At 61.6% G+C, this 22836-nt stretch carries 19 protein-coding genes; 7 read left to right on the top strand and 12 right to left on the bottom strand.

Features of this window, described 5'->3' with window-relative positions:
• The first annotated feature begins 2 nt into the window (after nt 1-2).
• Genes pqqC through pqqE form a run of 3 tightly spaced genes read left to right on the top strand, consistent with a single transcriptional unit; the run spans nt 3 to nt 2150 of the window.
• Nucleotides 3-755 (top strand): pyrroloquinoline-quinone synthase PqqC, encoded by a 753-nt coding sequence (gene pqqC, locus AB4O23_RS06650; RefSeq protein WP_017530789.1) that lies wholly within the window; start codon nt 3-5, stop codon nt 753-755.
• The gene (gene pqqD / locus AB4O23_RS06645; RefSeq protein ID WP_017530788.1) at nt 752-1027 is read left to right on the top strand and encodes a pyrroloquinoline quinone biosynthesis peptide chaperone PqqD; all 276 of its coding nucleotides are present in this window, start codon (nt 752-754) and stop codon (nt 1025-1027) included. The genes pqqC and pqqD overlap by 4 nt, the downstream gene beginning before the upstream one ends.
• Nucleotides 1020-2150 carry a pyrroloquinoline quinone biosynthesis protein PqqE gene (pqqE, locus tag AB4O23_RS06640; protein WP_065879375.1) on the top strand — a complete coding sequence of 377 codons (1131 nt, stop codon included), beginning with the start codon at nt 1020-1022 and terminating at the stop codon, nt 2148-2150. The genes pqqD and pqqE overlap by 8 nt, the downstream gene beginning before the upstream one ends.
• Nucleotides 2151-2155: 5 nt before the next feature.
• On the opposite strand, the gene AB4O23_RS06635 is transcribed toward pqqE, so the two are convergent.
• Both AB4O23_RS06635 and AB4O23_RS06630 read right to left on the bottom strand, forming a co-directional pair.
• The gene (locus AB4O23_RS06635; RefSeq protein ID WP_003176503.1) at nt 2156-2314 is read right to left on the bottom strand and encodes a YqaE/Pmp3 family membrane protein; all 159 of its coding nucleotides are present in this window, start codon (nt 2312-2314) and stop codon (nt 2156-2158) included.
• Nucleotides 2315-2494: 180 nt separating this feature from the next.
• Nucleotides 2495-3757: an aspartate aminotransferase family protein gene (locus AB4O23_RS06630; protein ID WP_065879374.1), complete on the bottom strand. Its 1263-nt coding sequence runs from the start codon at nt 3755-3757 to the stop codon at nt 2495-2497.
• Nucleotides 3758-3954: 197 nt separating this feature from the next.
• Here AB4O23_RS06630 and AB4O23_RS06625 point away from each other — a divergent pair, with 197 nt between their 5' ends.
• Nucleotides 3955-4854: a LysR family transcriptional regulator gene (locus tag AB4O23_RS06625; protein ID WP_017530785.1), complete on the top strand. Its 900-nt coding sequence runs from the start codon at nt 3955-3957 to the stop codon at nt 4852-4854.
• A 226-nt stretch (nt 4855-5080) separates the two neighbouring features.
• On the opposite strand, the gene AB4O23_RS06620 is transcribed toward AB4O23_RS06625, so the two are convergent.
• From AB4O23_RS06620 to bioB, 10 genes are all read right to left on the bottom strand, one after another.
• Nucleotides 5081-6859 carry an acyl-CoA dehydrogenase C-terminal domain-containing protein gene (locus tag AB4O23_RS06620; RefSeq protein WP_068935649.1) on the bottom strand — a complete coding sequence of 593 codons (1779 nt, stop codon included), beginning with the start codon at nt 6857-6859 and terminating at the stop codon, nt 5081-5083.
• Between the two features lie 119 nt (nt 6860-6978).
• A complete protein-coding gene (locus AB4O23_RS06615; RefSeq protein WP_065879372.1) occupies nt 6979-8751 on the bottom strand; it encodes an acyl-CoA dehydrogenase C-terminal domain-containing protein in 1773 nt (590 codons plus the stop codon).
• A gap of 90 nt (nt 8752-8841) precedes the next feature.
• Complete coding sequence (locus AB4O23_RS06610; protein ID WP_017530782.1) at nt 8842-10131, bottom strand: GGDEF domain-containing protein; 1290 nt, start codon at nt 10129-10131, stop codon at nt 8842-8844.
• A gap of 1965 nt (nt 10132-12096) precedes the next feature.
• Entirely contained in the window at nt 12097-13902 is a 1806-nt protein-coding gene (locus AB4O23_RS06605; RefSeq protein ID WP_017530780.1) for a phenylacyl-CoA dehydrogenase, read from the bottom strand.
• Between the two features lie 327 nt (nt 13903-14229).
• Entirely contained in the window at nt 14230-14511 is a 282-nt protein-coding gene (locus AB4O23_RS06600) for a hypothetical protein (protein WP_017530778.1), read from the bottom strand.
• Between the two features lie 105 nt (nt 14512-14616).
• Nucleotides 14617-15297: a dethiobiotin synthase gene (gene bioD / locus AB4O23_RS06595; protein ID WP_460062662.1), complete on the bottom strand. Its 681-nt coding sequence runs from the start codon at nt 15295-15297 to the stop codon at nt 14617-14619.
• The gene (gene bioC, locus AB4O23_RS06590) at nt 15294-16106 is read right to left on the bottom strand and encodes a malonyl-ACP O-methyltransferase BioC (RefSeq protein ID WP_460062660.1); all 813 of its coding nucleotides are present in this window, start codon (nt 16104-16106) and stop codon (nt 15294-15296) included. Before bioC ends, bioD begins: the two co-directional genes overlap by 4 nt.
• Entirely contained in the window at nt 16099-16830 is a 732-nt protein-coding gene (locus AB4O23_RS06585) for an alpha/beta fold hydrolase (protein ID WP_460062658.1), read from the bottom strand. The genes bioC and AB4O23_RS06585 overlap by 8 nt, the downstream gene beginning before the upstream one ends.
• Nucleotides 16823-17992, bottom strand: a complete 1170-nt coding sequence (gene bioF / locus AB4O23_RS06580; RefSeq protein WP_017530774.1) for an 8-amino-7-oxononanoate synthase — start codon at nt 17990-17992, stop codon at nt 16823-16825. Before bioF ends, AB4O23_RS06585 begins: the two co-directional genes overlap by 8 nt.
• A gap of 82 nt (nt 17993-18074) precedes the next feature.
• Nucleotides 18075-19130, bottom strand: coding sequence for a biotin synthase BioB (gene bioB, locus AB4O23_RS06575; protein WP_065879369.1), 1056 nt, complete (start codon nt 19128-19130; stop codon nt 18075-18077).
• A 92-nt stretch (nt 19131-19222) separates the two neighbouring features.
• Between bioB and AB4O23_RS06570 the strand changes: the two genes are divergently transcribed.
• The 3 genes from AB4O23_RS06570 (at nt 19223) to AB4O23_RS06560 (ending at nt 22758) form a co-directional block, all read left to right on the top strand.
• Entirely contained in the window at nt 19223-19960 is a 738-nt protein-coding gene (locus tag AB4O23_RS06570; protein WP_460150420.1) for a double zinc ribbon domain-containing protein, read from the top strand.
• Nucleotides 19961-20012: 52 nt separating this feature from the next.
• Nucleotides 20013-20777, top strand: coding sequence for a TOBE domain-containing protein (locus AB4O23_RS06565; protein ID WP_065879367.1), 765 nt, complete (start codon nt 20013-20015; stop codon nt 20775-20777).
• An 82-nt stretch (nt 20778-20859) separates the two neighbouring features.
• Nucleotides 20860-22758: a PhoX family protein gene (locus tag AB4O23_RS06560; RefSeq protein ID WP_065879366.1), complete on the top strand. Its 1899-nt coding sequence runs from the start codon at nt 20860-20862 to the stop codon at nt 22756-22758.
• Nucleotides 22759-22836 lie beyond the last annotated feature (78 nt).

The raw sequence follows: 22836 nt of genomic DNA, 5'->3' as shown, positions 1-22836 counted from the left end.
AAATGACTGACACACCGCTGACGCCCGCCGAGTTCGAAGCGGCCTTGCGGGCCAAGGGCGCCTTCTACCATATTCACCACCCGTACCACGTGGCGATGTATGAAGGCCGCGCCAGCCGCGAACAGATCCAGGGCTGGGTCGCCAACCGCTTCTACTATCAGGTAAACATTCCCCTGAAAGACGCCGCGATCCTGGCCAACTGCCCGGACCGCGAGATCCGTCGCGAATGGATCCAGCGCCTGCTCGACCATGACGGCGCGCCCGGAGAAGACGGCGGCATCGAAGCCTGGTTGCGCCTGGGCCAGGCCGTCGGTCTCGACCCGGACCAACTGCGCTCCCAGGAACTGGTGCTGCCCGGCGTGCGTTTTGCGGTGGATGCCTACGTCAACTTTGCCCGTCGCGCCAGTTGGCAGGAAGCTGCCAGCAGTTCGCTGACCGAGCTGTTCGCGCCGCAGATCCACCAATCGCGCCTCGACAGCTGGCCACAGCATTACCCGTGGATCGACCCGACCGGCTACGAGTACTTTCGCACCCGCCTGGGCCAGGCCCGTCGCGATGTTGAACACGGCTTGGCGATCACCCTGCAGCACTACACCACCCGTGAAGGCCAGGACCGCATGCTGGAAATTCTCCAGTTCAAACTGGACATCCTGTGGAGCATGCTCGACGCCATGAGCATGGCCTATGAACTCAAACGCCCGCCCTATCACAGCGTGACCGAGCAGCGGGTCTGGCATAAAGGGATCGCCCTATGAGCTTTGATCGCAGCAAAATACCGACCTGGCGCCAGGGCTATCGTTACCAGTACGAGCCGGCGCAAAAAGGCCATGTATTGCTCTACCCCGAAGGCATGATCAAGCTCAACGACAGTGCCGCGTTGATCGGCGGCTTGATCGATGGCGAGCGCGACGTAGCGGCGATCATCGCCAAACTGGACCAACAATTTCCTGGTGTGCCTGAGCTCGGTGACGACATCGAGCAATTCATGGAGGTCGCCCGTGCTGAGCACTGGATTACCCTTGCCTGAAAAGCCAGCCATCGGCCTGCCCTTGTGGCTGTTGGCCGAGCTGACCTACCGCTGCCCGTTGCAGTGCCCTTACTGCTCCAACCCGCTGGATTTCGCCGAGCAGGGCAAAGAGCTGAGCACCGAGCAGTGGATCAAGGTGTTTCGTGAAGCCCGCGAAATGGGCGCCGCGCAGTTGGGTTTTTCCGGCGGTGAACCGCTGGTGCGCCAGGACCTCGCGGAGTTGATCGCCGAGGCGCGCAAGCTGGGCTTCTACACCAACCTGATCACCTCCGGCATCGGCCTGACCGAGCAGAAAATCAGCGACTTCAAGAAGGCCGGCCTGGACCATATCCAGATCAGCTTCCAGGCCAGCGACGAGCAGGTGAACAACCTGCTGGCCGGCTCGAAAAAAGCCTTCGCGCAAAAGCTGGAAATGGCCCGGGCGGTGAAAGCCCACGGCTACCCGATGGTGCTGAACTTCGTCACCCATCGGCACAATATCGACAAGATCGACCGCATCATCGAGCTGTGCATCGCGCTGGAAGCGGACTTCGTCGAGCTTGCCACCTGCCAGTTCTACGGCTGGGCGCAGCTCAATCGCGTGGGTTTATTGCCCACCAAAGAACAGTTGGTGCGTGCCGAACGCATCACCAACGAATACCGCGCAAAGCTCGAAGCGCAAGGCCACCCGTGCAAACTGATCTTTGTGACCCCGGATTACTACGAGGAGCGCCCCAAAGCCTGCATGAACGGCTGGGGCAGTATTTTTCTGACGGTCACACCGGACGGCACCGCCCTGCCCTGCCACGGAGCCCGACAAATGCCGGTGCAGTTTCCCAATGTGCGCGACCACAGCATGCAGCACATCTGGTACGACTCCTTTGGCTTCAATCGCTTTCGCGGCTACGACTGGATGCCCGAGCCATGCCGTTCATGCGACGAAAAGGAAAAGGACTTCGGCGGCTGCCGTTGCCAGGCCTTCATGCTCACGGGCGACGCCAGCAATGCCGACCCCGTGTGCAGCAAGTCCGAACACCACGGCATCATCCTGCAAGCGCGGGAAGACGCCGAGCACGCCAGCCTGAGCATCGAGCAACTGGCCTTTCGCAATGAGCGCAACTCACGGCTCATCGCAAAAGGCTAAGGGCCTCAGCGCTTGGCGATGATGTACACCGCATGGATGATGCCAGGGAAGTAACCGCACAAGGTCAGCAGAATATTCAGCCAGAACGCGCCGCCGAAGCCTACTTGCAGGAACACACCCAGTGGCGGCAGCAGAATAGCGATGATGATACGAATGAAATCCATGGGTCAGCTCCATAAAATCGGCTCGTGTGAGCCGTGTAGCTAATCGACCTTGGGGGCTCGTGAGGGTTCAGTGAGTTCTGGCATTGCGCCATCCCGCAATAAGCATAAAAAAACGCCCCCAGCCAAAAGAGTCAGGCTGGAGGCGCCGCGTATACCGCGAGACGGTTCAGGAATAACAGGTTAAACGGCGATGCCCTTGCGGCATTGCAGCTGCGCGGTGCGTACGCGGGAGAAGGCGCGGGCCAGGCGCAGGAGCATTTCGTCGATGTTGCTTTTGCTCACCGTCAGCGCGGGGGTCAAGCGCAGGCAGTCGGGTTGCGGCGCGGTGAGGATCAGGCCTTCGTGCAGCGCGGCTTTTACCACGGCATGTGCTGAATCCTCCGACAACGTCAAGCCCCATATCAGGCCTTGGCCGCGCAGTTGGCCGTGATCGTAGCGGTAAGCCAGGCGCGCCAGCCCTTCGCCCAGATAAACGCCGGACTCGCGCACATGCTCGAGAAAGCCGTGCTCCAGCACCGTGTCGAGCACCGCCGCGCCGGCCGATGCCATCAGCGCGTTGCCATGATGGGTGCCGTCCAACTCACCCACTTCAAAGCAGCACGCCTTGCCGCGTGCCAACAGTGCCGCCAAGGGCACGCCGCCGCCCAGGCCTTTACCGAGGGTGATGATGTCGGCGCGCACGCCGTACTGCTGCTCGGCAAGTAACGTCCCGCAACGGCCAAGGCCGGTTTGCACTTCGTCAAGAATCAGCAGGATCCCCAGTTCACGGCACAGCCGCTCGACGCCCTTCAAGTAATGCTCGGTGGCGGGAATGACGCCGACGCCCTGGAGCGGCTCAAGCATGATCGCCACGGTTTGCGCATCGACGGCGGCATGCAGCGCCGGCAGATCGTTGAATGGCACGTGGGTAAAGCCGGGTAATTGGGGTTCGAAGCGGTTTTCCAAGGCGCCCGCCGAGGCCGCCAGCGTCGCGAAGCTGCGGCCATGGCAACCGTTGCTGGCGCTGATAATGCGGTATGCGCCGCCGCGATGCAGTTGGCCCCATTTGCGCGCCAACTTGATCGCCGCTTCACAGGCTTCGGCGCCGCTGTTGAGCAGGTAGGCCTGGTCGCTGCCGGTGCGGTGGCACAAACGCTCGACGAGATTGAGCTGGGTGCGGTTATGCAGGCCCATGCCGGGGTTGATCAGTGCTTGGGTCTGTTCACCGAGGGCGCGGATCAATACCTGCGGGCTATGGCCGAGGCTGTTCGCGCCATTGCCCTGGCTGAAGTCCAGGTAAGCGCGGTCGTCGCTGTCCCACAACCAGGAACCCTGGCCACGCAAAAACACGTGTGGCGGCCGTGCCACGGTAGGCATCAAGGATTCACTGGTCACGTCACCCGCTGCGTCCATAACCAAGTCATCCAGGCTGGGCGTGGGGCGACGCCTAGTGAACAGATTCACAGATCCACCCCGATAGCAATCGAGCCTGGTACGAACACCCGCTGCGGGTTTTCTGTCTTGCCTATGTAAACGCTATCAACACAAACACTGTTCATTGCCCGATCCGGCCCTGTAAGCCCTGCGAATAGGCGCTAGACTAGCCATCTCGGGGGCCATCGGCCATTTCGATTTTCCTGCTTTTTCGATAAGAAAGACTTATGGATTTCAAGCAACTGCGTTATTTCGTCGCGGTGTACGAAGAAGGCCATGTGGGCCGTGCCGCGGAACGTCTGTCGATCTCCCAACCGGCCTTGTCGCAACAGATCCGCCAGTTGGAGCAGAACCTGGATGTGAGCCTGTTCGAACGCAGCAGCAAGCGGCTATTGCCGACACTTGCGGCCCACACCTTGTACAACCACGCGTTGCCGTTGATTGACGGCATGCAGCAGGCCGTCGAGGCGTTGCGCAACTTCAAGGGCCAGGCGTTGCGCACCTTGGCCATCGGCGTGCTGCAAACCGTGCACACCAGCCTGGTGCCGCAAATGCTTGAGCGTGTGCGCAAGGCCCAGCCGCACCTGGTGGTGCAGATCTACGAATTGACCGGTATTGAGATTGAGCGGCGGTTGCTCAACGGTTCACTGGACATCGGCATCAGCTATCTGCCGCCACGTCAACCGGGGTTACACGGCGTGCTGCTGTACGAAGACGAGCTGAAGGTGGTCATCCCCGACGACCATCCCCTGCGCGAATTCAAGAAAGTCTCGCTGAAACAAGCCGCCGAGTTGCCGATGTTGCTGCTGGGGGAAGAGTTTCAGATCAGGCAGATCTGGCAGGGGCAACTCGCCAACCTGGGGCGGCGGCCGCAGGTGCAGGCAGAACTCAATACCATGGTGGGTATTCTCGACAGCCTGCCCAACACCCGATTGGCCACGGTGCTGCCGGGGCGCTCACAGGATGAACACAACAGCCAGTCGCTGCTGTGGAAACCGTTGAGTGAGCCGAGGGTGCCGTTGAAAGTCGGCCTGGTATGCCGCGATGTGCAGCGTCAACAGGCGACGCTGGCATTGCTGCGCACCTTGCTGGAAGACGTGATGAACGCGCCGCAGGCACCCGCCTGACTTTTTCGCGGGCAAAAGAAAACCCCGCCGAAGCGGGGCTTTGCAGACTGTTTCCCTGACATCCATTTCACTCCGCCTTCCTGGCAGAATCCTACGTGTCCGTGTTGTTGCTTTGCGCTTCCTGCGCGACGTCCATGTGAAGTAGATTATCCGTGGATCCAATGTGGCGATAGAGGACGATTAGCAGCACGTCATGTAAGAGAATGCTTACACGCCCTCCGAGCCCTTAAAACAGGGCTTCATCCAGCAAAAACAGCGATTCACTACCGGCTTTTACCGACGCGATCAGCGAGTGAATACGTGGCAACAGGCGGGCAAAGTAGAACCGTGCCGTGCCCAGCTTGCTGGCGTAGAAGTCATCTTCCTCTTCTTTGCCCACGGCAGCCTTGGCCATGCGCGCCCACATGTAGGCGTATGCCACGTAGCCAAACGCATGCAAATACTCCACCGAAGCCGCGCCGATTTCGTTCGGATTGGCCTTGGCGCGATCCAGCACCCAGGCCGTCAGTTCGTCCAGGTTGTCGACCGCCGCGCTCAGCGGCTGGGTGAACTCGGCCAATTCGGCGCCCGCGCCTGCGATGAACTGACGGATCTCATCGGCGAACACGCGGTAGAACGCGCCGCCGCTGCCGACGATCTTGCGCCCCATCAAGTCCAGGGCCTGGATGCCGTTGGTGCCTTCGTAGATTTGGGTGATGCGCACATCACGCACCAATTGCTCCTGGCCCCACTCACGGATGTAGCCGTGACCGCCGAACACTTGTTGGCCGAGCACAGTGGTTTCCAGGCCCAGGTCGGTCAGGAACGCCTTGGCCACCGGCGTCAGCAACGCCACCAGGTTATCCGCACGTTCGCGGGCAGCGGCGTCGTCGCTGAACTTGGCGATGTCCAACTGCGTCGCCACGTAGGTGGAGAACGCCCGGCCCCCTTCGTTCGAAGCTTTCATGGTCAGCAACATGCGCCGCACGTCGGGGTGCACGATGATCGGGTCGGCCGCTTTGTCTTTCGCCTGAGCCCCCAGCGGGGAGCGGCTCTGCAGACGGTCACGCGCATAGTCAATGGCGTTCTGGTAAGAGCGTTCGCCGGAAGCCAGGCCCTGGATACCCACACCCAGACGCTCGTAGTTCATCATGGTGAACATCGCCGCCAACCCACGGTTCGGCTCGCCCACCAGGTAACCCACGGCTGCGTCGAAGTTCATCACGCAGGTCGCAGAGGCCTGGATACCCATCTTGTGCTCGATGGAGCCACAGCTCACCGGGTTACGTGCGCCCAGGCTGCCGTCGGCATTGACCATGAACTTCGGTACCAGGAACAACGAGATACCCTTTGGACCTGCCGGCGCGTCCGGCAACTTGGCCAGCACCAGGTGGATGATGTTGTCGGTGAGATCGTGTTCGCCGCCGGTGATAAAAATCTTGGTCCCGCTGACGGTGTAGGAACCGTCCGCCTGAGGTTCGGCTTTTGTGCGGATCATCCCCAGGTCGGTACCGGCATGGGCCTCGGTCAGGCACATGGAGCCGGCCCACTCGCCGGAATACATCTTCGGCAGGTAGGCCGCCTTGAGTTCCTCGCTGGCGTGGGTAGCGATCGACACACAGGCGCCGGAGGTCAGCATCGGGTAAAGCCCGAACGCCAGGCTCGACGAGTTGATCATCTCTTCAACTTGCGCCGACACCGCCTTGGGCATGCCCATGCCGCCAAACGAAGGATCACCGCCTACGCCCACCCAGCCGCCTTCGGCGTAGGTTTTGTAGGCCTGTGGGAAACCGTCCGGGGTAAACACGGCGGTGTTGTCCCAACGGCAACCCTGCTCATCGCCACCGCGGCTGAGCGGCGCGATGGATTTGGCGGTCACTTTGCCGGCCTCTTCGAGAATCGCCTCGACAGTATCGGCGTCAACGGTGTCTGCCAACGCCGGCAATTGGGCCCAGGTAGCGGCAACCTCAAACACTTCGTTGAGGACGAAGCGCATATCACGCAGCGGCGCTTTGTAATCAGCCATGGCAAACCTCGTGAGAACGTGAAAAGTGATTCGATAGGATCTGTTTTACAGGCTCCGAGTGTACCCGAACAACTTTTCAGACACATAGGGTCCACTTGTGACTAGCTGGTATTTTTAAGTCACTCCAGCATAAACGCCGCCGCAGACAGACTCATCAGGCATTCACTGCCCGCTTCCACCGCGGCGCGATGGGTCGCGGTACGCGGCAACAGGCGCTTGAAGTAAAACTCACAGGTGGCCAGCTTGGCCTTGGCGAACTCGGCATCGCCGTGGCCCTGCGCCGCAATCGCCATGCGCAGCCACAGGTAGGCGAGGATGATGTAACCGCTGTACATCAAGTAATCCACCGCGGCGGCGCCTACTTCATCCGGATTCTTCATCGCGGCCATACCGACCTGGCTGGTCAACTCGCCCCATTGCTGGTTCAGTTGGTTAAGCTGCGCCACATAGGACTTGAGCTGCGCATGCTCGGCATTCGCGGCGCAAAACTTATGCACGATTTTGGTAAACCCGCGCAGCAACTTGCCCTGGCTGCCCAGCACCTTGCGCCCCAGCAGGTCGAGGGCCTGGATGCCATTGGTACCTTCATAAATCGGCGCGATACGCGCATCGCGCGCCAGTTGCTCCATGCCCCACTCGCGGATGTAGCCGTGGCCGCCGAATACCTGCATGCCATGGTTGGTCACTTCCAGCCCGGTGTCGGTCATAAAGGCTTTGCAGATCGGCGTGAGGAACGCCAACAGGTCTTCGGCTTCCTGGCGCTGGCCGGCGTCGCTGCTCAGGTGCGCGGTATCAAGCAGCTGCGCGGTGAAATAGGTGAGTGCGCGGTTGCCCTCGTTGAAGGCCTTCATGGTCAGCAGCATGCGTCGCACGTCGGGGTGCACGATGATCGGATCGGCAGCCTTGTCCGGGGCCTTGGCGCCGGTCAGCGAGCGCATTTGCAGGCGATCATTGGCGTATTTTATCGCGCCCTGGAAGCTCGCTTCGCCATTGCACAGGCCTTGCATGCCGGTGCCCAGGCGCGCGTGGTTCATCATGGTGAACATGCAGTTGAGGCCTTTGTTGGCCTCGCCAATCAAAAAGCCCTTGGCCCCGTCGAAGTTCAGCACGCAAGTGGCTGAGGCCTTGATGCCCATCTTGTGCTCGATGGCGCCACAGTTCACCGCGTTGCGCTCGCCGGAGTCGGCGTGGAACTTGGGCACGATAAACAGCGAAATGCCCTTGGTGCCGGCCGGCGCATCCGGCAGCTTGGCCAGCACCAAATGGATGATATTGGCGCTCATGTCGTGCTCGCCGGCCGAGATGAAGATTTTGCTGCCGGTAACGGCATAGCTGCCATCGGCCTGGGGCACGGCGCGGGTCTTGATCAGGCCCAGGTCGGTGCCGCAATGGGCTTCGGTCAGGCACATGGTGCCGGTCCATTCGCCGGCGGTGAGCTTGCCCAGGAAGATGTCTTTCTGCTCGGCAGTGCCGTGGGCATGGATCGCCGACATGGCGCCATGAGTCAGCCCCGGGTACATGCCCCAGGAGGTGTTGCTGGAGCCGATCATCTCACTGAGCACCAGGCCCAGCGACTGCGGCAAACCCTGGCCGCCGTAGGCCGGGTCTGCCGCTACGCCATGCCAGCCGCCCTCGACATACTGGGCGAAGGCTTCCTTGAAACCCCTGGGCGTAGTGACCACGCCATTGTCGAAATGGCAGCCTTCTTCATCGCCGCTGCGGTTGAGCGGCGAGAGCACGTTCTCGCAAAATTTGGCGCCTTCTTCGAGAATCGCGTTGACCATGTCCGGGCTGGCGTCGGTTGCGCCCAACGCGGCGTAGTGGCCGTGGAAATCAAACACGTTGTCGATCAAAAAGCGCATGTCGCGCAGGGGAGCTTTGTACTCAGGCATGGTCATGTCTCCGGCAGCAGATGCCATCAACCTACTGCCGGCCAGCGCCCCGAACAATCACTGTAGAACCGCTGAATACGTCGCCATCAGTCAACCGGCAGCGCTCTCCATGCGCACCGCGCCACGCCGTGTTTGCCCGGCGGCGATCACACAGTTGCGCCCCGCGCCTTTGGCGGCATACAGCGCCTGGTCGGCGGACTTGAGCACTTCTTCAGGGGTGCGCTGTTCGGCTTGGCGCTCGGCCACGCCGATGCTGACCGTCACCGACACGCTCGACGCGCCGCTGCCCGCGCGGCGTTGCCGGCCCTGGCTATCATCCTGAGGGCGATCCGAGTTGCGCAGCTTGATGTCGTAATTGGCGACGATCTCGCGAATTTCCTCCAAGTGCGGCATGCACTCATCCAGGCTCTTGCCGGCAAACACCACGGCAAACTCTTCACCGCCATAGCGGTACGCACGCCCGCCACCGCTGACCCGGGACAATTTGCTCGCCACCAGGCGCAGCACTTGGTCGCCGACATCGTGGCCATGGGTGTCGTTGAAGCGCTTGAAGTGGTCGACGTCGGTCATCGCCAGCACATAGTTACGCCCCAGCCGTTGCATGCGCTCGTTGAGCGCACGACGCCCCGGCAAACCGGTCAGCTCATCGCGAAACGCCATTTGATAGGCCTCATGGGCCACGCCGGCAGCGATCATCAACATCACCTGGCTGCACATGATATTGAGGGTAAACGGCAGGATGAACGTCTGGGGCAACATCCAGAACAGCCCCAGCACCCCCACCAATTGCGCCGCATGCAGCGGGCGCGGCTGGTACCAGTATTGCGCCGCGAGCGTCAGGAAGCCGATCAGGAACATGGGGTACGACAGCTGGATCAAGCTCATCCAGTTGCCATGCAACGCCGGCCAGCGGATCTGCGCCAGCCAGTTCAACAGCGCCTGGGGATAACTTTGCTCAAGGGCCAACGCTACGCTGCCTATTGCCAGCAACACCGCGCCGCGCGCTACGAAGTCGCGGAACAGGTGGGTTTTTTCCTGCCACAACGCATAAATGCTGAACAGCAGTGGCAACAACAGGCAACACAGGTGAAACACCACCGCCGCATCTTCGCGCACGCGGCCGTTGTCACGGTAGAAATCGGTCTGGGTATCGAGCAGGAAGTAGGCCACGTACACGGTAATCATCAAGAACAGCTCACGCTGGCGCCGGTATACCGCGCAGTACGAACCGCCGAGCAGCAACACCAGGGTCGGCAACACGTTGAACAGCGAGGTGAAGAAGACGTTGAGATCCTTGACGTATGCAGCCGAAAGCCCCGCCAGCAAGAGCAGCAACGAGGGAAGAAAATGACTGAACCGCACAGCCGACACGCGTGACAAGGGTAAAACTCCGACCTACAAAATAGTGGCACTATGCCGTTACGCCGACAGTTAAGCACAAGCTGTCTGCCCTGTATCAAATTGCCACTACTTTAACGGCCGGTTTGCCCAATCCCTGAGCGCAACGCTATGGTTTTTTATCACGCGCCAAATAGGCAATAAGCGGACCATCCGCCCTGTTAGTTCTGACAGTATCCGCCGAGGGGTTTGCAGTGTTTACTGGCTACACCCACTAAGCGCCCATCGAGCAGTCGGGACAAGGGAGTGTCCTTCAAACATCAAGGGAGCGTTCCCATGGAAACCGCCATTGCCGATTTTGTGCGCACAAGCTCAGCGTTCTTGATTCGTCACGCCATTTCCAGGCTGCCACCGCTGATCGTGGTGGATGCAATTGCCAATGCCGACGGCCTGGTCCCCCTGTCGGTGGCCGCAAAAGACTTGCGAATTCGCATTCCGGCGCTGCCGCAACCCGGCCCTCCCGTGTCTCGTCCAATCAGCATCAGGGTGTACGCGCAGTTACCGCCACCGGGGGAATACCAGGTGTTCTCGTACACGGTATTGCCGGCCTATCCCGTCGGGGATATTGAGGTCGTCGTGCCACGTCGTTTTGTAGGCAACGAGGGCGAGTATTGGCTCACCTATACCGTGGACGACGGTGACAATGTGTTGCGTGCCACCACCAGCACGCTCTTGCGGGTCCATAAAACGCCACCTTTTGGTTATCTCTCCATCACACCACCGCGCCCACTGTTGCCGGCGAACCTGGCGACGCCACTGATTACCGATGAGTACCTGGCCAACAATGACCCGGTCTGGTTTCGGATTCCCGAGCATGAACAGATCAACGATAAGAAAAATGTGCGTGCAGTGTTCTACTACGGCAACACCAACATCCATCTGGCGGTGCCTTACACCCCACCCGTCACCCTGTCTGACGTGCCGGCTGAGCGGATGATCCCGGTGCCGGCGGCGATCATTCGTGCCCGAGGCAACGGCACACAACAACTGACCTACCGCCTCATTGACCAGGGCGGCAACCGCGCCCGGGACTCGCTGAGTCTCGAGGTAACAGTTGCCATACGCGTGACGCCTTCCAACATCGCCATGCCACGGATACCTCTGGCGATTGCGCCGGACAACACCGTGACCCAATGGGACATCAACCAAAGTGGCCAGCCAGGGGTGGACGTATGGCTGGACAACGCCAGCCTGCAAATCGGCGACACGGTGGCCGTGACCCTGGCGGGCACCGTCGTAACCGCGTCCTTGACTTACGCAGGGCAACCCTTGCCGCTACCGTTCACTGTCTCGACGGGGCAAATACTGGCCACGCTGCCGGGCGCCGCCAACACGGATACCTCGGCTCAGGTTGGGTTTCGAGTTACCAGCCGCGGGGTTGCCTTCAACGGCCCCGTCCGAACCCTGACCTTCAACCTGTCAGCCCTGATGACGTTGGCGCCGCCGGTGGTGCAAAACCTGAACGCTGACGGCAACCTCAACTGCAACTCAGCGCTGCCCTTGGGCGCAACCTATTCGAATCGTTTCATTCAGGTGTCTATCCCCGCTTCGACACTCTTGATTGCCGGCAGATCGTTGACCGTGACCTGCGCGCTGAGCCGGCAGGATGATGGTTCAAACGTCATCGTTCCAGCAGTCACAGTTTCTGTGGTGCTTTCCGCCGATGCGCCCACACGAGGCCTTATCGTCGACGTGCCCTACTCGACGACTATGGGGGTAATCGGCAGAGGTGTGATGTATGTCAGCTACTCAACGCTAAATAGCGCCAATCAACAGATTCGATCTACGCCGGTGCCCGTTCGAGTCAGGGGGTTTTACCCGGAAACGTCTATTGCGACGGGACGCCTTTCATTCCGACGCCTTGAGGGTTGGGCGCACGCCCATAAAAAAGCCGCCGCTCCCGAAAGAGCGGCGGCTTTTACGCTGTGGAAGAAACCCTGCCGACGCTTAGTAAGCCAGGCCGAAGTCTTCTTCTTTCATGTCCATCAGGTTGTTGGCGCCCGACAACATGGTGGCCACGTGGGTACGGGTACGCGGCAGGATACGCTGGAAGTAGAACCGCGCGGTCTGCAGCTTGGCGGTGTAGAACGCCTCTTCGCTGGTACCGGCGGCCAGTTTTTCGGCCGCCAGGCGTGCCATGTCGGCCCAGAAGTACGCCAGGCAGGCATAACCGGAATACATCAGGTAATCCACCGAAGCGGCACCGACTTCTTCACGGTCCTTCATCGCGGCCATGCCGACCTTCATGGTCAACTCGCCCCACTCTTTGTTCAGTGCCGCCAGCGGTGCGACGAACTCTTTGACAGCCTCGTTGCCTTCGTTGGCCTGGCAGAACTTGTGCACGATTTTGGTGAAGCCCTTGAGCGCTTCGCCCTGGGTCATCAGCACTTTACGGCCGAGCAGGTCCAGCGCCTGGATACCGGTGGTGCCTTCGTACAGCATCGAGATGCGGCTGTCGCGAACGTTCTGCTCCATGCCCCACTCGGCGATAAAGCCGTGGCCGCCGTAGATCTGCACGCCGTGGTTGGCCGATTCAAAACCGACTTCGGTCATGAACGCCTTGGCGATCGGGGTCATGAATGCCAGCAAGCCATCGGCCTGTTTCTTGGCTTCGTCGTCGGTGCCGTACTTGACGATGTCCACTTGCTTGGCGGTGAAGTACACCATCGCACGGTTGCCTTCGGCGAAGGCTTTCATGGTCAGCAGCATGCGGCGCACGTCTGGGTGAACGATGATCGGGTCAGCGGCTTTTTCCGGCGCTTTCGGGCCGGTGAGGGAGCGCATTTGCAGGCGGTCGCGAGCGTACTTCAGGCCGCCCTGGAAGCCGATCTCGGCGTGAGCCAGGCCTTGCAAAGCAGTGCCCAGGCGCGCGGTGTTCATAAAGGTGAACATGCAGTTCAGGCCTTTGTTCGCCGGGCCGATCAGGTAACCGGTGGCCGCATCGAAGTTCATCACGCAGGTGGCGTTACCGTGGATCCCCATTTTGTGCTCCAGGGAACCGCAGCTCACCGCGTTACGCGCGCCGATCGAACCGTCTGCGTTAGGCAGGAACTTGGGCACGATAAACAGCGAGATGCCTTTGGTGCCGGCCGGTGCATCCGGCAGGCGGGCCAGTACGATGTGGACGATGTTGTCGGCCATGTCGTGTTCACCGGCCGAAATGAAGATTTTGGTACCGGAGACTTTGTAGGAACCATCGGCCTGAGGTTCGGCCTTGGTGCGCAACATGCCCAGGTCGGTGCCGCAGTGCGGCTCGGTCAGGCACATGGTGCCGGTCCATTCGCCCGACACCAGTTTGGTCAGGTAAGCCTCTTGCTGCTCGGGAGTGCCGTGCTCGGAGATGGTGTTCATCGCACCGTGGGACAGCCCTGGGTACATGCCCCACGACCAGTTGGCTTCGCCGACCATTTCGCTCACGGCCAGGCCCAGGGATTCCGGCAGGCCTTGGCCACCGTGCTCCACGTCGTGGGCCAGGCTCGGCCAGCCGCCTTCGACGAACTGTTTGTAGGCTTCTTTGAAGCCCGTAGGGGTCTTAACGCCTGATTCACTCCAGGTGCACCCTTCGATGTCACCCACGCGGTTCAACGGTGCCAGCACTTGCTCACAGAACTTGGCGCCTTCCTCAAGGATGGCATCGACCATGTCCGGGGTAGCGTCCTGGCAAGCCGGCAGGCTCTGATAGTGCGCTTCATAACCGAGCAGTTCGTCACGAACGAAGCGAATATCACGCAAGGGGGCCTTGTAGTCAGGCATAGCGATAAACCTCTGCTGATGTAGCTGGAATGAACAACCGCGTGGAATTTATTGTGGCGGTCAAACAGGTGTTTGAAACATACGTTTACGACCTGGGGATGTCAAGCGTCGCTCAGATGCCGTTTGTCATGACACACATCAACCCAGGCGCAACAAAGCCTGAGGCTGGATGCCACATCAGAGAGATGTATAGAAAGGGATCAGAATAAAACAGGGCAAATGTGGGAGGGGGCTTGCTCCCGATAGCGTCGTGTCAGTCGATATCTCTTTGACTGATGTACCGCTACCGGGAGCAAGCCCCCTCCCACAGGTTCAAACGCCGGCAGATCAGGCGTAAGTGTCGATCAATGTACCGAGCATTTCGTCCGAAGCCTTGGCCACCTTGACGCCCAGCTCGACCTGGAACTTGCCTTCGGCCAGTTCCACCATATTGCTGGCGGAGTTGGTCGGTTGGCCGCGATTGACCGCCTGCAGGCGATCATTCTGGGCATCCGAAGGCTGACTGGTGGCGGCACTGGCGATCTTGCCGGCGGCCTGGTCCACACGGTTCTGCCCGGACTGAATGGTATTCAGGCCCGAATAAAACGCGCTGCTTCCAGAGATTTCCATGGCTAAGCCTGCCTTTACAGAATCGTGAGCGGTGATTGAAGCAGAGATCGTGGCCAAATGCCCGTCAAAAACAATAATGGCACAGTGCCTTAGCGATAGCCAAAATCAGTCAAGCAGATCCAGGTGCAGGTGGTGCGCCACCGCTTCAGCCCCGGCGTGCTTGAGCTTGGGCACACGCCCCAGGCACGGCGCCGGCAACCGCTCAGCCAGGGTGGCGAGGTTTTCTTCCAGACGAGAGGTCTTGGGATCAATGATATTGGCCACCCACCCCGCCAACTGCAAACCATCCCGCGCGATGGCCTCGGCGGTGAGCAAGGCATGGCTGATACAACCCAGGCGCACGCCCACCACCAGGATCACCGGCAGTTTGAGCACCATGGCCAGGTCTGACAGGTTGGCCTGATCAGCCAACGGCACGCGCCAGCCGCCGGCGCCTTCGATCAAGGTGAAATCGGCCTGGCGCGCCAGAATCTGCTGCATGGGTTTGAGCAACGACTGCACCGTCAGCGCAACCCCTGCCTCGCGCGCCGCCAAATGCGGTGCGATGGCAGGCTCGAACGCCACGGGGTTGACCTCGGCATAACTGAGCGGCAATGAACACTGCGCCAGCAGCGCCAGGGCATCGTCGTTGCGCAGGCCGTGGGGCGTCAGCGCGCAGCCGGACGCCACCGGTTTGCCCGCAGCCGTGCTTCTGCCGGCTTGGCGCGCCGCGTGCAACAGGCCGGCGGCGACGGTGGTCTTGCCCACATCGGTGTCGGTGCCGGTGATGAAATAAGCGGGGCTCATAGAGGTTTCTCCAGTACGGCATACACCACTTGATACGTTGCCGGCAGGCCCTGGGCCTGGCGGAACTGCTCATACGCTTGAACCAATGCGGTAATTCGCGCGCGGCCCGTCAACCCACCGGGGCGGCCTGGGTTCAGATTGTGTGCGCCCAGGGCCTTCAATTCGTGGGTCAGGCTGCGCACATCGGGGTAATGCAGCACATGGGGCTGGCGCTCCAGGCTGACCACGCGCAAACCGCTGGCCGCGCACAATTGCTGGTAAGCCTCGAAGGTACGGAAACGGTTGACGTGCACCAGGCCATCGGCGGCGCGCCAGCTTTCGCGCAGTTCATCCAGCGTGCCCACGCATAAACTGGCAAACGCCAATACGCCGCCCGGCTGCAGCACCCGATAGGCCTCGCTCAGCACTGCGTCGAAGTTCGCACACCATTGCACCGCCAGGCTGGAGAACAGCAGCCCGAAGCTGTCAGCTTTCAGCGGCAAGCGTTCCGCATCACCGGCAATGAAGTGCTGCGCGCCACCTGAAGGCCGCGCATGAGCAAGCATGCCCTCGGCAATATCCAGCGCCACGCCTTGGCTCGCGGGCATGCGTTCAGCTAACACACGGCTGAAGTAACCTGTGCCGCAGCCCATATCCAGCCAACGTTGTGGCGCCCCCGCCGACGGCAAACGCGACAGCAGGCCGTGCCCCACCGCTCGCTGCAATTGAGCGACGCTGTCGTAACTGGCTGCCGCACGGGAGAACGAGGCCGCCACCCGGAGCTTGTCCGGCAAGGCGCCCGGCAGTGAAGGTTGGGAGAGATCAGTCATCAACACACTCATGCAAAAAAGCCTGGATGGCCTCCGCCACACCGTGAGGGTCCTCCAGAAGAAAAGCGTGACCGGCTTGTTCAATCAGGCCGATTTCTACATCGGGCAACAATGCCAAGAGCGCACTGGCCGCCTGCGCGGGCACCAACGCGTCCATAGCGGCAAACAGGTGCAACTGCGGGCCGCGATAGGCGAGCAAGGCCTCACGCGTGTCCAATTGAGCGAGTAACTCTAAACCCGGCATCAATACATGGGGGGCCGTATGCGGGGCGCCGCTGACCAGCAAACGCGAGAGCGCGCGAGGGTCGGCGGCGCCTTTGGCACACAGCAGTCCAAAGCGTTTGAGAGTGACTTGCGAGTCAGCGTGGCAACCGCTGAGGAACGCATCGAACGTCTCGGCGGGCATCGCATCCGGCCAGCCCTCGTGGGCAACAAAACACGGGTTGCTCGCCAGGGTCAGCAGGCCACAGCAACGCTCGCCGCGCCGTGCCGCCAACTCGGCGGCCAGCATGCCGCCGAGGGACCAGCCGCCCAGCCAGGTGTTGTCCGGCAAGGTCGCGTCAAGTTCATCGAGCCATTCTTCCAGGTCGCAGGAGCCCAGCGCAGGCAACGGCTCAATCTGCACGTGCAGGTGTTCATCCAGGCCCTGCAAGGCGGCGGCCAATGGTTCCAGCGGCGATACGCCAAGGCCCCAGCCGGGCAGCAATACCAGTCGATTACGCATGGGCAGGCTCCAGGCGCAAACACGCTTGCAATGCGCTCAACAATAGCTGCACCTGCGCTTCACTGTGGGCCGCCGTCAACGTCACGCGCAACCGCGCACCGCCGGCGGGCACGGTGGGTGGGCGGATCGCGGTGACCATCAGGCCGCGCTCGCGCAGCCTCTGCGATAAACGCACGGCTCTGGCGCTGTCGCCGACCAGGATCGGTTGGATCGGGGTGAAGCTGTCCATCAAGTTCAGGCCAAGCTGCTCGGCCCCTTGGCGGAACTGGCGAATCAGGCCGTTGAGGTGTTCACGCCGCCAATGCTCGGTGCGCAGCAGCTCCAGGCTTTTGAGTGTGGCGCAGGCCAGCGCCGGCGGTTGGCTGGTGGTGTAGATGTACGGCCGGGCGAACTGGATCAGGCTTTCGATCAGCTCTTCACTGCCCGCCACAAACGCACCGGCGGTGCCGAATGCCTTGCCAAGCGTGCCGACCAATACCGGTACATCGTCCTGGCTCAAGCCAAAGTGCTCGACGATCCCACCACCGTTGGCCCCCAGCGGGCCGAAGCCATGGGCGTCATCCACCATCAACCAGGCGCCCTTGGCCTTGGTTTCGCGCGCCAGCGCGGGCAGGTCGGCCAGGTCGCCATCCATGCTGAACACACCGTCGGTGACCACCAGGGTATTGCCGGTGGCTTTTTCCAGGCGCTTGGCCAGGCTGGCCGCGTCGTTATGCAGGTAGCGATTGAACCGCGCACCCGACAGCAAGCCGGCATCCAGCAGCGAGGCATGGTTAAGGCGGTCTTCGAGTACCGTATCGCCCTGCCCCACCAATGCGGTGACCGCGCCCAGGTTGGCCATGTAACCGGTGGTAAACAGCAAGGCACGCGGGCGACCGGTCAGGTCGGCCAGGGCTTCTTCGAGTTCGTGGTGCGGCATGGCGTGCCCGACCACCAGGTGCGAAGCGCCACCGCCCACGCCCCAACGAGATGCACCGGCGCGCCAGGCTTCGATCACTTGCGGGTGATTGGCCAGCCCCAGGTAGTCGTTGTTGCAGAACGCCAACAGCGGCTGCCCGTCTACCACCACTTGCGGGCCTTGGGGGCTCTGGAGCAGAGGACGTTGACGGTAAAGATGTTCGGCACGGCGGGCAGCGAGGCGCGCGGCGAGATCGAAAGACATGCAGGCCTCGATTCAGCAGGATGTTCGCGGTAGAACATGTGGGAGGGGGCTTGCTCCCTCCCACATTTGAATTGCATTTGGGTCAAACAGCGGCGTTGTAAAACTGCTCGCTGCTCTTGTGCTCCACCAACGCCTGTTCGATCGCCGCCTGGTGCACTTCGTCGGCATGCTCTTCACGGGCTTCCGGCAGGATGCCCAGGCGCGCGAACAGTTGCATGTCTTTGTCGGCTTGCGGGTTGGCGGTGGTCAGCAGTTTGTCGCCATAGAAGATCGAGTTCGCCCCGGCGAAAAACGCCAGCGCCTGCATCTGTTCATTCATCGCTTCACGGCCGGCCGACAGGCGCACATGGGATTGCGGCATCAGGATGCGCGCCACCGCCAGCATGCGGATAAAGTCGAACGGGTCGATGTCCTCGGCGTTTTCCAACGGCGTACCGGCCACCTTCACCAGCATGTTGATCGGCACCGACTCCGGATGCTCCGGCAGATTGGCCAACTGGATCAGCAGGTTGGCGCGGTCGTCGAGGGACTCGCCCATGCCGAGGATGCCGCCCGAGCAGATCTTCATCCCCGAATTACGCACATAGGCCAGGGTTTGCAGGCGCTCGCTGTAGGTACGGGTGGTGATGATGCTGCCGTAAAATTCCGGCGAGGTATCGAGGTTGTGGTTGTAGTAGTCGAGGCCGGCCTGGGCCAGGGCTTCGGTCTGGTCCTGGTCGAGACGGCCGAGGGTCATGCAGGTTTCCAGGCCCATGGCCTTCACGCCTTTGACCATCTGCAACACGTAGGGCATGTCTTTGGCCGACGGGTGCTTCCAGGCGGCGCCCATGCAGAAGCGCGTAGAACCGATGGCTTTGGCGCGGGCAGCCTCTTCGAGGACCTTCTGCACTTCCATCAGTTTTTCTTTTTCCAGGCCGGTGTTGTAGTGGCCCGACTGCGGACAATATTTGCAATCTTCCGGGCAGGCGCCGGTCTTGATCGACAGCAGCGTCGACACCTGCACCCGGTTGGCGTCGAAATGCGCGCGGTGCACGGTCTGCGCCTGGAACAACAGGTCATTGAACGGTTGCACAAACAGTGCTTTGACTTCGGCCAGGGACCAATCGTGACGCAGGGTGGCAGTGGTGCTGGCGCTCATGGGCGATTCCTTGATTATGCTTTGACAGGCGCTGCGGGAAGGGCAATACCCACAGGCGCGACACGGATGCTCGGCATATTTAAGGAAGATCCATGCACTGTCAACTGAAGCGCAAATACCAGGTTTACATCTGGTCAAAAAACAAACAGAACTGTTTGATCTGCGATGAGCCCACTGAAACCGCCGACTCGGTCTGCAACGCCTGCGAGACCGAACTGCCCTGGCTGATGGAACACTGCGAAGTCTGCGCCCTGCCCTTATCGATGGACGGCCTGGTCTGCGGCCAGTGCCAACAGCAACCGCCGGCGTTTAAACAGGTGATCGCCCCCTGGCTCTACAGCTTTCCCGTCGACCGTCTGATAAGCCGCTTCAAACACCAGGCGCGCTGGCCGCTCGGGCATATGCTCGGCCGTTTATTGGGGCAACACGTGCAACACCGCTTCGACAACACTGCCCTCACACGCCCGGACGCCCTGCTGCCGGTACCCATGGCGCGCAAACGCCTGCGCGAACGTGGCTATAACCAGGCGCTGATGTTGGCGCGCTGGCTCAGCGCCGACCTGAATATCCCCTGCGATGAACACCTGCTGCTGCGCCCCCATGAAACCCTCGCGCAACAAGCCCTCGACGCCAAGACCCGCAAACGCAACCTGCTCGGCGCCTTTGCCCTGGCCGCCGGCGCCCAGGTGCAAGGCCGCCATTTTGCCGTGGTGGACGACGTACTCACCACCGGCGCCACTGCCCACAGCCTGGCGCGGTTGTTGATCCATGCCGGCGCGCGACAGGTCGACGTGTACTGCCTGGCGCGCACGCCAAAGCCAGACACTTGACTCTGCCGCCCCGCGCCCGCAACGTCCGCTCATCCCCACACAGCGTATGCCCATGTCTCTACCCACCCTGCTCAGCCAACATATCGTCCGCCGCCCGCAGCGCATTGCCTTGCTTGCGCATATCGCCGAGCAGGGCTCCATTACCCGCGCCGCCAAAAGCGCTGGCTTGAGTTACAAGGCCGCCTGGGACGCCATCGACGAGTTGAACAACCTGGCGCAAAAACCGCTGGTCGAACGCAGCGTCGGCGGCAAGGGCGGCGGCGGCGCCAGGCTCACGGTCGAAGGTGAACGGGTACTGCGCCTCTATCAGCGCCTGCAAGCGGTGCAGGCCCAAGTGCTGGGTTCGGACGAAGCGGCCAGTGACTTCAACCTGCTCGGCCGCCTGATGCTGCGCACCAGCGCGCGTAACCAGCTGCATGGCCAGGTCGTTGCGATTCAACGCCAAGGCCGCAACGATTTGGTGCGCCTGCAACTGACGGGCGGGCTGACCCTCGAGGCGCAGATCACCCACGACAGCACGCAGCGGCTGGAGCTGGAGTTGGGCGTGGAAGTCGTCGCCTTGATCAAGGCCGGTTGGCTGGAACTGCTGGCACCGCAGGCAGCCGCAACACTTGGACACAATTGTATGAGCGGCATCGTCGCCGCCATTCTCACCGCCGAGGACGGCCCCAGCGAAGTGCGCATCACCCTGCCCAACGGCCTGGTTTTATGCGCCCTGGCGCCGCCGGACGCGCTGAACGCACTGGGCACCACCGAAGGTCAGACGGTCCAGGTGCAATTCGCCCCCAGCCAGGTCTTGCTCGGCACCCCCGTGTAAGTTGCACGCTGCCTTCAAATTGCAACAATTTCGTCACGACGGCTGCTTAAGGTGTTAGCAAAAAGCACTCAAGGAGCCCGTGATGAGCCTGTTAGAAGAGAACCAAGCCACCGACCTCGAACAGATGGTCGGCCTCACCCGCCGTCGTTTTATCGGCGCCGGCGCACTCTGCGGTGCCGCGATGTTCCTGGGCGGCAACCTGCTCAGCCGCAGCGCCCTGGCCGTAAACGCGGCCTCCGCCAGCCCGCTGCTGGGTTTCACCAGCATCGCCGCCGCCACCAGCGACACCATCACCCTGCCGCCGGGCTACAGCGCTTCGGTGCTGATCAGTTGGGGCCAGCCGCTGCACAAGAGCGCCCCGGCCTTTGACCCGTCCGGCAACGGCACGGCCAAGGCCCAGGAACAGCAGTTCGGCGACAACAACGACGGCATGAGCCTGTTCGCCTTCCCCGGTGACGACAACCGCGCGCTGATGGCGATCAACAACGAATACACCAACTATCGCTACCTCTATGCCCACGGTGGCGCGCCGCAGTCGGCCGAAGACGTGCGCAAGGCCCAGGCCAGCGAAGGCGTGTCGGTGATCGAAATACGGCGCAAGGGCGACACCTGGCAGTTCGTCCAGGACTCGCGCTACAACCGGCGCATCCACGGCAACTCGCCGATCCGCCTGAGCGGTCCCGCCGCCGGCCACGAATGGCTGAAAACCAGCGCCGACAAGTCCGGCAAAAAAGTCCTCGGCACCTTCCAGAATTGCGCCAACGGCAAAACGCCATGGGGCACGTACCTGACCTGTGAAGAGAACTTCACCGACTGCTTCGGCAGCAGCAACCCACAGCAAGCATTCGATGCCGGGCAGAAACGCTACGGCGTGGTCGCCGCCAGCAAAGAGATCAACTGGCACCTGCACGACCCGCGCTTCGACATGGCCAAGCACCCCAACGAACTCAACCGCCACGGCTGGGTGGTGGAAATCGACCCGTTCGACCCGCAATCCACCCCGACCAAACGCACCGCCCTGGGCCGCTTCAAACATGAGAACGCAGCGCTGGCCGAAACCCGCGACGGCCGTGCCGTGGTGTACATGGGCGACGATGAGCGCGGTGAGTTCATCTACAAATTCGTCAGCCGCGACAAGATCAACCACAAGAACCCCAAGGCCAACAAGGACCTGCTCGACCACGGCACCTTGTATGTGGCGATCTTCGACGCGGGCGACGGCGACGTCGACCACCCCAAGGGCAAGGGCCAATGGGTGGAACTCACCCACGGCAAAAACGGCATCGACGCCAGCAGCGGCTTTGCCAGCCAGGCCGAAGTGTTGATCCACGCGCGCCTGGCCGCCAGCGTGGTCAAAGCCACGCGCATGGACCGCCCGGAATGGATCGTGGTCAGCCCCACCGACGGCCAGGTCTATTGCACCCTGACCAATAACGCCAAGCGCGGCGAAGACGGCCAGCCGGTGGGCGGCCCCAACCCACGCGAAAAGAACGTCTACGGCCAGATCCTGCGCTGGAAGGCCAATGCCGATGACCACGGCGCGGCTGACTTCAGTTGGGACCTGTTCGTGGTGGCTGGCAACCCTGGGGTACATGCCGGCAAGCCCAAGGGCGGCTCGTCCAACATCAACCCACAAAACATGTTCAACAGCCCCGATGGCCTGGGCTTCGACAAGGCCGGGCGCTTGTGGATCCTCACCGATGGCGACTACAGCAACGCCGGCGACTTCGCGGGGATGGGCAATAACCAGATGCTCTGCGCCGACCCAGGCACTGGCGAAATCCGCCGCTTCATGGTGGGCCCGGTGGCATGTGAGGTCACGGGGATCAGCTTCTCGCCGGATCAGAAAACCCTGTTTGTGGGGATCCAGCATCCCGGTGAAACCGGCGGTTCGACCTGGCCGGAACATTTGCCGAACGGCAAGCCGCGCTCGTCGGTGATGGTGATTCGGCGGGATGACGGCGGGGTCGTCGGCGCCTGACACGGCCTCATCGGGGGCAAGCCCCCTCCCACATTTGAACTGTATTCACAAATCAAAGTGTGGGAGGGGGCTTGCTCC

The organism is Pseudomonas sp. H2_A10, assembly GCF_054680085.1.
Note: the sequence above shows the minus strand (reverse complement) of the source record. Positions and strands in the feature narration are given on the sequence as shown.

Bases quoted from the DNA above. Each gene is read 5' to 3' on its own strand.
- pqqC (WP_017530789.1), top strand. From the start codon at position 3: ATGACTGACACACCGCTGACGCCCGCCGAGTTCGAAGCGGCCTTGCGG.
- AB4O23_RS06600 (WP_017530778.1), bottom strand. From the start codon at position 14,511: ATGGAAATCTCTGGAAGCAGCGCGTTTTATTCGGGCCTGAATACCATT.
- AB4O23_RS06585 (WP_460062658.1), bottom strand. From the start codon at position 16,830: ATGCGTAATCGACTGGTATTGCTGCCCGGCTGGGGCCTTGGCGTATCG.
- bioC (WP_460062660.1), bottom strand. From the start codon at position 16,106: ATGACTGATCTCTCCCAACCTTCACTGCCGGGCGCCTTGCCGGACAAG.
- AB4O23_RS06625 (WP_017530785.1), top strand. From the start codon at position 3,955: ATGGATTTCAAGCAACTGCGTTATTTCGTCGCGGTGTACGAAGAAGGC.
- AB4O23_RS06565 (WP_065879367.1), top strand. From the start codon at position 20,013: ATGTCTCTACCCACCCTGCTCAGCCAACATATCGTCCGCCGCCCGCAG.
- bioB (WP_065879369.1), bottom strand. From the start codon at position 19,130: ATGAGCGCCAGCACCACTGCCACCCTGCGTCACGATTGGTCCCTGGCC.
- bioF (WP_017530774.1), bottom strand. From the start codon at position 17,992: ATGTCTTTCGATCTCGCCGCGCGCCTCGCTGCCCGCCGTGCCGAACAT.
- pqqD (WP_017530788.1), top strand. From the start codon at position 752: ATGAGCTTTGATCGCAGCAAAATACCGACCTGGCGCCAGGGCTATCGT.
- AB4O23_RS06635 (WP_003176503.1), bottom strand. From the start codon at position 2,314: ATGGATTTCATTCGTATCATCATCGCTATTCTGCTGCCGCCACTGGGT.
- AB4O23_RS06620 (WP_068935649.1), bottom strand. From the start codon at position 6,859: ATGGCTGATTACAAAGCGCCGCTGCGTGATATGCGCTTCGTCCTCAAC.
- AB4O23_RS06570 (WP_460150420.1), top strand. From the start codon at position 19,223: ATGCACTGTCAACTGAAGCGCAAATACCAGGTTTACATCTGGTCAAAA.
- bioD (WP_460062662.1), bottom strand. From the start codon at position 15,297: ATGAGCCCCGCTTATTTCATCACCGGCACCGACACCGATGTGGGCAAG.
- AB4O23_RS06605 (WP_017530780.1), bottom strand. From the start codon at position 13,902: ATGCCTGACTACAAGGCCCCCTTGCGTGATATTCGCTTCGTTCGTGAC.
- AB4O23_RS06615 (WP_065879372.1), bottom strand. From the start codon at position 8,751: ATGCCTGAGTACAAAGCTCCCCTGCGCGACATGCGCTTTTTGATCGAC.
- AB4O23_RS06560 (WP_065879366.1), top strand. From the start codon at position 20,860: ATGAGCCTGTTAGAAGAGAACCAAGCCACCGACCTCGAACAGATGGTC.